This window comes from Dolichospermum heterosporum TAC447 (assembly GCF_024584745.1).
Classification (GTDB): domain Bacteria; phylum Cyanobacteriota; class Cyanobacteriia; order Cyanobacteriales; family Nostocaceae; genus Dolichospermum; species Dolichospermum heterosporum.
Genome location: NZ_CP099464.1, coordinates 2981709 through 2994538 on the forward strand (window position 1 = coordinate 2981709; position 12830 = coordinate 2994538).

Consider the following 12830-nt stretch of genomic DNA (forward strand, 5'->3'; position numbering starts at 1 on the left):
TTTGTTGGGTTTCGCTGTCTCTTAACCTAACCTAATCATGGGCGCAGGCCCTGCGCCCCTACGTTTCTATGATAAGTTAGACTTTTTGTAATTGGGCTACTCTGGGGTCTACAATTTTTTGTCCTAAACTCAGGAATTTAATCGCTACAGAAACTTTATTTCCTTCTCCGAAAACGTGGGTAATTTCTCCAAGTCCGAAGGACTTATGTAATACTCTGTCACCTACTTGCCAAATTCCGGGGGTGGTTTGTTTACTAGTGGTTGCAGAAGTGGTTTTAGTCGAACTCCGGGTAACTTTATTTTGGGTAGTTAATAGTTCTGCGGGGATTTCATCGAGAAATTGCGATCGCATTGCCGGTTCTCTAGACCCATATAAACGCCTTTCTCTGGCATGAGATAGAAACAACCGTTCTTGAGCGCGGGTAATTCCCACATAACACAAACGCCGTTCCTCTTCTAACAATGAAGGATCTTGTAAAGAACGATAACCCGGAAAAAGTCCCTGTTCTAAACCCACTAAAAAGACAACAGGAAACTCCAACCCTTTAGAAGCGTGTAAAGTCATTAAAGAAACCGCTGTTTGTCCCTCTTTTAAATTATCTAAATCAGAACTCAAAGCCGCACTTTGCAAAAATGCCTGTAAAGAAATATCTTCTCCAGCATTTTCTTCTTGAAATTGCAGCATAGCATTATATAATTCATTGACATTACTAATTCTATTATCAGCTTCATCTGTAGCCTGATCTTGCAATTCCTTAATATAGCCAGAATCCTCTAAAACCCCTTGTAAAATTTCCGAACCGGGAACAACTTTGATTTGTTCTTGACGATTTTGAATCATGGCGGCGAAATTATTCACAGCTTTCGCCGAACGTCCTGCTAAAGTATTTACAGATGTTTCATCACTTAATATTTCCCATAAAGTTGTTCCTAATTGCTGGGAAGCATTCACCAAAGCATCAACAGTAGATTTACCAATTCCCCGCCGAGGTGTGTTGATAACTCGTAATAAACTGACAGTATCCGCTGGGTTATTAATCGCCCTTAAATATGCCACAGCATCTTTAATTTCTTTGCGATCGTAAAACTTCATGCCTCCCACAACCGTATAAGGAATTTGATATTTTACTAATAATTCTTCAAAAGGTCGAGATTGGGCATTTGTTCGATATAAAATTGCAAAGTTACCCCAATTTAATTCCGGGTGTTGATGTTCTAAATTTCTAATTTGGTTAATCACAAAAGCTGCTTCTGCCATTTCTTCATCAGCTTTATGACAATAAATTTCTTCCCCTGGTTCTCTTGTCGCTTTGAGGATTTTATCAATCCGTTGAGTATTATTTTCAATTAATTCATTAGCCGCTTGGAGAATATTTTCACATGAACGATAATTTTCTTCTAATTTCACCATAGAACGAGTATCATCATCTGCTAAACCATCCCCAAAATTTTCCTGAAATTCTAGCAAAATGGTAAAATCTGCCATTCTAAAACTATAAATTGACTGGTCAGCATCACCAACCACAAACACAGAGCGATTTTGCCATTTCCATTCACTTTTACGGGTTTCTCCATTTGTCACCAAAAGCTGAATTAGATCATATTGAGTCCGGTTGGTATCTTGATATTCATCAACTAGAATATGAGAAAATTTTTGATGCCAATAAGCTAAAACTTGCTCATTTTGTTGAAATAATCGGGTAGGAATTAAAATTAAATCATCAAAATCTAAAGCGTTATTTTGGGCAAGTTTATCTTGATAGCGATTATAAACATCAGTAATAACTCTACCCCGATAGTCTGGTTGTTCACTTTCAAATTGTTGGGGAGAAAGTCCTTGATTTTTGGCGTTACTAATAGCATAGCGAACAGATTTAGGTTCAAATTTTTTACTATCTAAATTTAAATCTTTGGTGACAATTTCTTTAATCACACTTTGGACATCCGATTCATCAAAGATAGAAAAGTTCTTATTCCATTTTCTGCCTTTTTCATCTTGATACTTTTCGATATCCCAGCGCAGAATCCGCGAGAATAAACTGTGAAAAGTTCCACACCACATATCTTTAATAGTAGTGCGGTAAACCTGTGTTTTTAGTAAGCTTTGTTCATATTCTGTCAGTAAATCAAACTTTTTACCATGTTGTGATATTGCTAATTGTTCAGTAAATATCCTTTGAATTCTTTCCTTCATTTCCCTAGCAGCTTTATTGGTAAATGTCACCGCGAGGATATTTTCAGGATTAACACGATGTTTTATAATTAAATTGGCAATGCGGTAAGTCAGTGCCCGGGTTTTCCCGGAACCAGCGCCAGCCACCACTAACAATGGTCCGCAGTAGTGTTCGACTGCTTGACGTTGACTAGGATTAAGGTGAGCAAGAAAATCAATATTTGTGGTCATAAACTACAACAATGATGAAAAGGACAATTTGTTATCGGGTTATTCTGTCAACGTCGAACTCAGTACAAAGAATTAAACAAAAGCAGCATAATGGGGCAAAAATGATAAAAATTTACTTAAATTGCTAAACTTTGAGAAAATTTGATATAGTATTAGATTATTTAGCGCTTGCTGATAGCGTAGCGTGGCGATAGCCACATAAACCGAAAACCTATATATATTACAGCGATTTCCAATCATATAAGGTACATCTTAGCCCCCTCATCGCTTGCGGGGAGGGGGTTGGGGGTGGGGTTCTTGTTCCAGTTTTATCATACTTGTGAAGAACTCTAGATGTAAGATAAACCAATAATCTCTAATCTCTCACTCTGATTAGCGAGGGAAAGTGCCGGTTAACAGCCTTTTGGTTGTAAATATCTAGGTAAGAAACTCAACTTTCAAAATCATGGAAACAAAAATGCAAGAACCAGAATTTAAAGAAACCCAGTCTAAAGAAACAACCATACCCGAAATTAACACTCAAACCGGGAATTTGACCAAACTTCAACCTCCTATGCAGTCTCAAGAACAATGGCTGAAATATGGACAACAAATTTCTGGTTTTTTGGGGACATTACCAGACTATGTAGGTAAATTCTTTGGTCAATATCAGCAGCCCATTGTTAGTATTGGCTTAGTAGTGACAGGAGTAATCACAGTTAAGGTACTATTGGCTGTATTAGATGCTCTTAATGATGTTCCTTTGGTAGCACCTACCTTTGAATTAATTGGCATTGGTTATTCTGTGTGGTTTGTTTATCGCTATTTACTCAAAGCTTCTAGCAGACAGGAGTTATCTGAAGAAATTACCACACTCAAATCCCAAGTTGTGGGTAAGCACACTTCTAAATCTTAACTCACAAATTTAGATCATCTTAGATACCCGATTTCTTTAAAGAAATCGGGTATCTTTTTTCTTTTTTACAACGGCTAGAAGCTGGACTTTTTTATCATACAAAGAACAAGTTCAAAGCCTCCTTTGCACCTTTCCCTAACCCTCTCCTAAGAGGGAAAAGGAAGAACATTTAATACTGGAGAGGTTTAAGTAATTGGACAAAAATATTTACAGAAACGCAAATTTAATAACCTGCAATTCTGACTTAACCTGAAATGGTGCGTTACGCTGTCGCTCTAAGCGAAGCCATGCCCGCAAGGGCTTTACACACCCTACTTTTGCACTTTATTTAATTCATATTCTACAGTCATTGCAAGCGAAGGGAAGCAATCACAACCCTTGCAATTGCTTCATTTCACTTCGTTCCCTATGGCTAACGCCACGCTGCGCTAACGCCATAACATTGTGTAATTAATTCTGTCTCACTACTTACCAGAGGGGTTTCATATTTGGTTAAACTATGAACGGTTTGCAGTATATTGAGTTGTCTTGAGAGGACTTTTGCTATGAGACTGGGAATATGGCTAACGCCACGCTACGCTATCATTCCCAGTTGGGTTATGGGTTTTACGTTAAGTTGACACTATTAAGCATTGCTAACCCCCTACCGGGAGAATCAAATAATTAAGCCGTGTTGAGTATAAATGTTAAACTGCATATATATCACTCATATAACTCTAAATATATGTGGCAAAAAGATTATTTATAACTGAAAGATCACAGTTGTGTTTATAAATAATACATTCTAGTGTCGTATAATAATTTGTAAAGGTTTACCACTGCTCAACAGTGTCAAGTACCTCCCAGCCAGGGAATTAATTCCCTGTCTAAAAGCTCAAGTCGGTTGAAACCGACTATTTTGGCGGTATTTATTCTAAAATAGGATAATTCCTGATTTTGATTTAATCACAGTGCGTTGAAACGCACTTTAGCTATTAGACCGGAACTTCAGTTCCGGGCGGGTGTGAAAGCTTATTTGGGAATCAATTCTCTGCCTTCAATGATATTAGAGGCAGAGCCTCATCAACTGCATTCCTAGTCAGAGACTAGGAACGAGATGTGGTAGGGATTTGAGCTTAAGTTGACACCAATGAAGCTCTTGCTTTACCCCTACGTTTAGAATCAAATTATTAAGCCGTGTTACGTATACATCATGGGGTGATGATGTTTCGCTAAAAAACGCAAAAACGCCAACCGAAAAAAGAGATTTATAGTATTGACAAACAATTTTAAATATGCTATGGTAAACTTGATAAGGAAGAACTATCTTGTTGTTAATTAAGAATAGAGTAACAAATCCCCGACTTCTTCAAGAAGCCGAGGATGTTTTTGTGATTCAAAGCACTCGCAACACGCTAGGAATACTATCTATTGATTCCATTGCTTGAATTTCTGCCAAAGCTTGTCTAAAGTCCCCTTCTCGGACAGTGTGGGTAACAACAACAATTTCTGCTAGTTCTCCCTGAAAACCAGTTTGGACGACTGATTCTAAACTCACGCCATAATTGCCAAAACAAGTTCCCAGTCTACCAATGACTCCCGCTTGGTCCTTGCTGAGGAAACGGGCATAAAACCGGGTTACTAACTCGGAAATGGGGGTAATTTGCGAGTAATGTTGATGTCTACAAGCGAGGAGAGGATTTGGTTTAGCTGTATTAGTTTTAAGGGTAGCGACAAGATTCAAGATATCTGATGATACAGCACTAGCGGTAGCCCCAGCCCCAGCCCCAGGACCGAATAACATCACCTGTCCTATAGGTTCTCCTTCCACAAGAATGGCATTGTAAACACCGTTGATACTAGCTAAAGGATGGGTTTGGGGAACTAGGGTAGGATGAACTCTCACGGAAAGTCGGGAATTATCTTGATCTAAGTGTTGAGCTATCCCCAATAATTTAATCACAAATCCTAATTTAGCGCTGTATGCAATATCTGTTTTTGTAACTTGGCGAATACCTTCGCAATAAACATCATCTCGATTAATTCGGCCATCAAATCCTAAAGATGCCAAAATAGCAATCTTATCTCCGGCATCCCAACCATCAACATCCGCTGTGGGGTCAGCTTCAGCATAACCCAACCTCTGAGCATCTGCTAAGACATCATCAAATTCACTCCCTTCTGTTTGCATCTTGGTGAGGATGTAGTTGGTTGTACCATTGACAATACCCATGATAGCGTTAATGCGATTAACGCTTAAAGATTGCTTGAGGGGTTGAATTACAGGAATACCACCACCAACGGCGGCTTCTAGCAGCACATAGACACCCGCTTGATTAGCAGCGGTGAATATTTCGCCACCAAATCGAGAAATTACGGCTTTATTGGCAGTAACTACGTGCTTACCATTTTTAATAGCTGTCAAGATGAGTGTGCGTGCGGGTTCTAATCCCCCCATCAGTTCTACAACTATATCTACGGCTGGATCATTAACAATTGCTTCTAAATCCGTAGTTATCACCTCTGGAGATAATTCTACAGCACGGGGTTTCGTGAGCGATCGCACACCCACTCGATAGATTTCAATGTCCTGTAACAGCGGATGACGACCTACATTGTCTTGCAACAGTTGCACTGTCCCTGTTCCCACCGTACCTAATCCAAGTATTCCTAATTTGACAGCCACAGATTTTGCACCCACAATGAACTTATATAGAAATATAGAACAATAAAACAATTGTAGGCAGAGCATAAGCCCTACCTACTAATTATCTTCTTTTAATTGTCCAATGACCAATGACTAATGACCACTGACTAAATTAGTATGTTTCTACGTGCCAGCGGTGAGCTTTTTTTAGATCCTTTTGGTAATCACTCCAAACTACACCTTCTTTAGCCGCAGCAGCACTTAAAGCAGCATCAATGCCATCTTCCATACCGCGCAAACCGCAGATGTAAGTGTGAGTTTTTTCATTTTTAATTAACTGCCACAATTCATCAGCGTGTTCTGCAACCCGGTCTTGGATGTACATTCTGCCACCTGCGGGGTTATTTTGTTCCCGGCTGATAGCATAGGTGAGACGGAAGTTTTCTGGATATTTCTCTTGCATTGCTTCCAATTCTTCTTTGTAGAGAATATTGGGAGATGTTGGCACCCCAAACAATAACCAGGAAAATCCTTGAAATTGATATTCTGGGTTAGCTTTTCTTTCTGCATCCTTAAACATCCGCCACAGATAAGTCCGCATAGGCGCAATACCCGTACCTGTTGCTAACATGATCACATTAGCTTCAGGATCTTCCGGCAATAACATTTCCTTACCAACAGGACCAGTGATTTTGACATCATCACCTGGTTTAATTTTACTCAGATAGGTAGAACAAACACCATAAACCGTTTCACCTGTTTCTGGATGCTTGTACTCTAACTGACGAACACACAGAGATATTGTTTTATCATCTAGATTATCGCCGTGACGAGTAGAAGCAATGGAGTACAGTCTGAGTTTTTCAGGCTTACCATTCTTATCTACACCAGGAGGAATAATCCCAATACTTTGTCCTTCTAAATACCTCAAGTTGCCGGCAGACAGGTCAAACTTGAGATGTTGAACAATCCCAATTCCACCCTCTTTAACTAATGTTTCATTAGAAATACACTTACCAATAAACGGAGCATTAGGACGGTAAATGTTCACAGGAACATCAGCATGAGCATCTTTTTTGGCTTTTGCTTGAGTCATGGAGTTGCCTTTCTTATCCTTAGCTGGTGTTTTAGCAAAGCCTTTAGCTTCACTAACATTACTTACAGGTGTGGATTTACCATTTTCATCTTTGTTAGCACTTACTTCAGCCGCGACTTCGCTGCTAACTTTAATGTCAGTAGTTGCCAATTCAACTTTTTCGTTAACTACTAAGTCAACTTTGCGATTGAGTTGCTGTAAAGCTGTAACAGATTGGATACTAACAATTTTACCGCCCAGGCGAGTGATCCGTCGCATTTCTTGATTCATGCGGTTGTAAGGTACTCTGATGAATACACTGCCACTTCTACGAATTTGGTAGTTGGTTTGATCAGTTTCTTCAACCTGACGCAGACCCACCACTTCGTAAACGAAGACGCGGCTACCTGATTCTATATTGGCAGCACCCTCAACAGCACCTTGATTGTACATTCCTTCTAACACTCCGATATTTACTTAACCGTTTATCAAAAAAAACCATTCCCATCCTTATGCGAGGTTTAGTTTACCGGATTTTCGGATCACAAAACTAGCCATCTGGGAAACCGACATCATTTATGATGATGCCCTGCTCAGTACACTCGCCCAAGACCAGTAGGCATGGCAAAAAACACACCTGTTCACCTTCTAAATTAGAGGATAAGTCTTTGCGAGAATGTTAATAGTGAATCACTTTAATCTTTTTTTCTTGAACTACATAGTCTTAGGCTTGTTAATCAAACATTCTACTATATATTGATCATGCAAAAATCCTGGGTTTGCAAAAAAGCCTTTCGATTTATAACTTTAGTTTGGATTGAACTAAAACTACCAGTAATATCTTACCATGACAGTGCAGTAACGGACTCTATTAAGTAATTGGACAAAAATATTTACAGTCATTGCGAGCGAAGGGAAGCAATTACAACTCTGGCGAACTGCTTGCAGCAGCGCTAGTTCCCTCCGGGACGCTCCGCGAACGCTATCGCTTCATTTCACTTCGTTCCCTATGGCTAACGCCACGTTGCGCTAACGCAATGACATTATGTAATTAATTCTGTCTCACTACTTAATAATCAATTTTACATGTACAGTACATTTTAAGTATACTGCAAACGGTTCATTGCTTAAACAAATATGAAACCCCTCTGGTAAACCTCTCCTTTGCACCCCTCCCTGACCCTCCCCTACAAGCCCTACAAGGGAGGGAAAAGGAGCAGCTTTTATAATTGGAGAGGCTTTGAACTTGTTATTTGTATTAGAAAAAAGTCCAATTTTTAGCCATTTTGAGTATAAATTAAATATAGCGTTAAAATTACTACATAATTTAGCGTAGTGCGAGTTGAGCCATAGGTTACACTGTACTATCAAACACTAACAAGCTTTTACACATTCTTTGTTCTCTCGATCAGGAACTGAGCGACTTGTACTGAGCTTGTCGAAGTCAGCCAAAGTGCTAACTCCTATTTTCTCTCACATCTAAAAAAAATGTATCATCTATGGCAGAATATTAAACAGATAATTGCTAGGAAACTAGATTCGTTCTTAAGGTAAATCTTGTGAGAGTACACCCCATTCTGTTAAAATTTAGGGCAACACTAAGATTAAATACTTACCAGCTATAAAATTAGGCTAATTAGGACGAGTAACTGCTATAGGCGTACAAGTTATTTGTTGAAATCTGTCATCGTTATGCTGGATAGCCAGAACGTAGGACAATACCTTTGGGGTAAGCTCCTAGATTCAGAATCTGCTGTGAGAAAAATTATTGATTGACACATTTAGTATTTAGAGGGAATTTATGACTAAGCCGGAACGCGTGGTACTAATTGGAGTAGCCGGAGACTCTGGGTGCGGTAAATCTACGTTTTTGCGTCGGTTGATTGATTTATTTGGCGAAGAATTTATGACAGTTATCTGTTTAGATGACTATCATTGCCTAGATCGTAAACAACGTAAAGAAACAGGCATAACTGCACTTGACCCCAGAGCAAATAACTTTGACTTAATGTATGAACAAATTAAGTCTCTTAAAGAAGGTCAGGCGATTCATAAGCCAATTTATAACCACGAAACTGGCATGATTGATCCACCAGAATGGATTGAGCCAAATCATATTATTGTTGTAGAAGGGCTGCATCCTTTGTATGATGAACGAGTAAGAGCGCTTTTAGACTTCAGTGTTTATTTTGATATCGGCGATGAAGTCAAAATTGCTTGGAAAATTCAACGCGATATGGCTGAAAGAGGTCACCGCTATGAAGATGTTCTAGCACAAATCAATTCTCGTAAACCTGATTTTGAAAAATTCATCGAACCACAAAGAGAATTTGCTGACGTGGTTCTGCAAGTATTACCCACAAACTTAATTAAAAACGATACAGAACGTAAAGTTTTACGGGTACGGATGTTACAACGGGAAGGTAAAGAAGGCTTTGAGCCAAGTTACCTGTTTGACGAAGGTTCAACAATTCAGTGGACTCCTTGCGGACGCAAACTGACCTGTTCTTACCCCGGTATGCAGCTTTACTACGGTTCTGATGTTTACTATGGTCGTTACGTCTCTGTTTTAGAAGTAGACGGTCAATTTGATAACCTCGATGAAGTAATTTACATTGAAACTCATTTGAGCAAAACATCCACCAAATATCAAGGTGAGATGACTCACTTGTTACTACAACACCGTGAATACCCAGGTTCTAATAATGGTACTGGTTTATTCCAAGTATTGACAGGGTTGAAAATGCGTGATGCTTATGAGCGATTGACAGCTAAAGAAGCAAAATTAGCAGTTCAAGTCTAAAACAGCAGTTTGTGTCAAAGTTCAGGGGGAACAGTTAAATATGTTCCCTCTTTTTTTTGTCAGAATCAGGATGTCCAGGATTTGAGGATTTGCAGGATTGTTATTTGGATATTATTTGATTGTGGCAGAATTAAGTGAATATTTTGTCTGAATCAGGATGTCCAGGATTTGAGGATTGACAGGATTGTTATTTGCATATTAAGTAATTGGACAAAAATATTTACAGTCATTGCGAGCGAAGGGAAGCAATCACAACCCTGGCGATTGCTTCATTTCACTTCGTTCCATATGGCTAACGCCACGCTGCGCTAACGCAATGACATTGTGTAATTAATTCTGTCTCACTACTTATTTGATTGTGGCAGAATTAAGTGAATATTTTGTCAGAATCAGGATGTCCAGGATTTGAGGATTTACAGGATTGTTATTTGCATATTAAGTAATTGGACAAAAATATTTACAGTCATTGCGAGCGAAGGGAAGCAATCACAACCCTGGCGAACTGCTTGCAGCAGCGCTAGTTCCCTCCGGGACGCTCCGCGAACGCTATCGCTTCATTTCACTTCGTTCCATATGGCTAACGCCACGCTGCGCTAACGCAATGACATTGTGTAATTAATTCTGTCTCACTACTTATTTGATTGTGGCAGAATTAAGTGAATATTTTGTCAGAATCAGGATTTCCAGGATTTGAGGATTTACAGGATAGTTATTTGCATATTAAGTAATTGGACAAAAATATTTACAGTCATTGCGAGCGAAGGGAAGCAATCACAACCCTGGCGAACTGCTTGCAGCAGCGCTAGTTCCCTCCGGGACGCTCCGCGAACGCTATCGCTTCATTTCACTTCGTTCCATATGGCTAACGCCACGCTGCGCTAACGCAATGACATTGTGTAATTAATTCTGTCTCACTACTTATTTGATTGTGGCAGAATTAAGTGAATATTTTGTCTGAATCAGGATTTCCAGGATTCGAGGATTGACAGGATTGTTATTTGCATATTAAGTAATTGGACAAAAATATTTACAGTCATTGCGAGCGAAGGGAAGCAATCACAACCCTGGCGATTGCTTGATTTCACTTCGTTCCATATGGCTAACGCCACGCTGCGCTAACGCAATGACATTGTGTAATTAATTCTGTCTCACTACTTATTTGATTGTGGCAGAATTAAGTGAATATTTTGTCTGAATCAGGATGTCCAGGATTCGAGGATTGACAGGATTGTTATTTGCATATTGTTTGATTGTGGCAGAATTAAGGATTATGATGATAAGTGGAAAAGAATAAGCTGTTGTGCATTTAGTTTGTATAATTCTAGCGGGCAAGATGCCCTCACTACAAAGTTCAAGTAAATTTTGGTTATCAAATCTAGCTGCGTAACAGCTTATCTAGTAAATGCCTAAAATAAACAACATTCTCTAAACACTATAAATTGCAGAAGATTCCTAGACTAATTCAAAAATAACATCCTGTAAATCCTTTAATCCTGAATATCCTGATTCTGACAAAATTTATTTCTGATTAAATTTACATTTAACAGTAATTTTAATATTACTGCTAGTTTTTCCTGTGACAATATAAGGGATTCCTGTCATTCCTCCGACATTAACCCCAAATTCTAATGTAACTTCAGAAACTTCGGCTAAAGCTAAATCTTTGAAGGATTGAATAATATGTTTTGAATAGGATTGAATAGTTTTTTGGAGTTTGTCTCCCTGTTCTTTAATATTCAGTTTTTCGTTCAGTTTTTCTAAGCCAAAACTGCGGTCTGCTTGTTCAGGGGTGGGAATTAGAAAATCTAGGTTCTCATTTTCTGGAGGTTGGGGAATAGATACAGCAATATTTTCTGATGCTTCAATATAAATAATTGTTCCGTCTTCTAGTTGAATCGGCGTTAGTTGTGACATAAAGGTAAATTATTTTTTACAATGTAACCGTCATCTGATGCCACGACCAAAGCGCGACTCAATACCAGCATACAGTTATCATATTACCACTCGTTGTAATAACCGTGAATTTTAATTAACTCGTCACAAAAGCCGTCAGGTGTTTCTCTATACTCAGATATATTTACGCTAACCTAAAGGCTGCGGAAATGCAAAAAGGCTTTTTGAATAACGAATAGTCACCTATTCAAGCAGTAGCAAATTCTGTTAAACTGCGTTTACTGGGATGCTGGAAACCTAAAATAATATCGCTTTGAGGTATTCCTGTTGATAGCAAATCATCAACAACACATAAATTAGTTGCATCTTCTTCTACCCAAACTTTACCGTTTTTGATGCAAAGATAGATGATAATATGCTGTATTTGTTTTTTGTCATCCCAGCCAAATCGAAACCAAATATATTGATCTCTGTTTTCATCAAAAGCTAAACGTTCACTAGCCTCCATTTTGCCATTTTCAACATTTTGAGGATTACTCATTTCGTAATATTCTGTCAATATCTTTTTGATAGCATGACGATATTGTTCTAGTTTATCCATTGTTCAATTTCCTCCTTTTCTGTATTCACAACTATTAATAAAAGTTGATTTTCTTGGATGACTGCTTGTACAGACTTACGTTGAAAATTTTTATGGAAACTCTGGTTCAAAATAATTGACAGCCTTATTGTGTGGGCATTTCATTAAAAATATGGGCATAATTGTTTCTAACCCCTACGGGGCAATAGTTTTGTTATAATCAATCCTCAATCACCATAAAAACAACGCAAAAGCCGAATTAATTTTTAGCCTTACTATTTTTAATGATTGCATGAAGAATAGAAATCAATTCATTAGATTCATTTAGTAAAGGAAGTAATCTTGGTTCTAGTTGTTTCTCGGTGGCGATTAGGATTTTTAACCAATAATTTGTTTCTCTAGCCTCCTTCAAAGAAATACTCATTTTATGAATAAAATCAGGTTTATTTTCTGCATTTTGTGCTTCTTCAACATTAGCACCAATACTTGATTCCAGAGCGTATTAATTGTTTACTTAAATCATATCCTGTTCCACCATTTTCTCTCAGAAACTT

General features: G+C 38.4%; 9 protein-coding genes. 2 read left to right on the plus strand and 7 right to left on the minus strand.

The window, feature by feature from the left end; genetic code table 11:
- Nucleotides 1-76: 76 nt before the first annotated feature.
- Nucleotides 77-2404, minus strand: a complete 2328-nt coding sequence (gene pcrA, locus NG743_RS13545) for a DNA helicase PcrA (RefSeq protein WP_257120249.1) — start codon at nucleotides 2402-2404, stop codon at nucleotides 77-79.
- A 457-nt stretch (nucleotides 2405-2861) separates the two neighbouring features.
- Here pcrA and NG743_RS13550 point away from each other — a divergent pair, with 457 nt between their 5' ends.
- Entirely contained in the window at nucleotides 2862-3299 is a 438-nt protein-coding gene (locus NG743_RS13550; RefSeq protein WP_027403284.1) for a CAAD domain-containing protein, read from the plus strand.
- 1375 nt (nucleotides 3300-4674) lie between these two features.
- Here NG743_RS13550 and NG743_RS13555 read toward each other — a convergent pair.
- Entirely contained in the window at nucleotides 4675-5964 is a 1290-nt protein-coding gene (locus NG743_RS13555; protein ID WP_257120250.1) for a homoserine dehydrogenase, read from the minus strand.
- Between the two features lie 133 nt (nucleotides 5965-6097).
- On the minus strand, nucleotides 6098-7453 hold the full coding sequence (gene cpcD/petH / locus NG743_RS13560; RefSeq protein WP_257120251.1) for a bifunctional rod-capping linker CpcD/ferredoxin--NADP reductase PetH: 1356 nt from the start codon (nucleotides 7451-7453) through the stop codon (nucleotides 6098-6100).
- Nucleotides 7454-8801: 1348 nt separating this feature from the next.
- Between cpcD/petH and NG743_RS13565 the strand changes: the two genes are divergently transcribed.
- On the plus strand, nucleotides 8802-9803 hold the full coding sequence (locus NG743_RS13565; protein ID WP_027403287.1) for a phosphoribulokinase: 1002 nt from the start codon (nucleotides 8802-8804) through the stop codon (nucleotides 9801-9803).
- A gap of 1518 nt (nucleotides 9804-11321) precedes the next feature.
- Here NG743_RS13565 and NG743_RS13570 read toward each other — a convergent pair.
- From NG743_RS13570 to NG743_RS13585, 4 genes are all read right to left on the minus strand, one after another.
- Nucleotides 11322-11717 (minus strand): CU044_2847 family protein, encoded by a 396-nt coding sequence (locus tag NG743_RS13570; protein WP_257120252.1) that lies wholly within the window; start codon nucleotides 11715-11717, stop codon nucleotides 11322-11324.
- A 226-nt stretch (nucleotides 11718-11943) separates the two neighbouring features.
- Nucleotides 11944-12297, minus strand: a complete 354-nt coding sequence (locus NG743_RS13575) for a XisI protein (protein WP_027403289.1) — start codon at nucleotides 12295-12297, stop codon at nucleotides 11944-11946.
- Nucleotides 12285-12407, minus strand: a complete 123-nt coding sequence (locus NG743_RS13580) for an element excision factor XisH family protein (protein ID WP_228043730.1) — start codon at nucleotides 12405-12407, stop codon at nucleotides 12285-12287. The genes NG743_RS13575 and NG743_RS13580 overlap by 13 nt, the downstream gene beginning before the upstream one ends.
- Nucleotides 12408-12535: 128 nt before the next feature.
- Nucleotides 12536-12772, minus strand: coding sequence for a four helix bundle protein (locus NG743_RS13585; RefSeq protein ID WP_306459853.1), 237 nt, complete (start codon nucleotides 12770-12772; stop codon nucleotides 12536-12538).
- Between the last annotated feature and the right edge of the window lie 58 nt (nucleotides 12773-12830).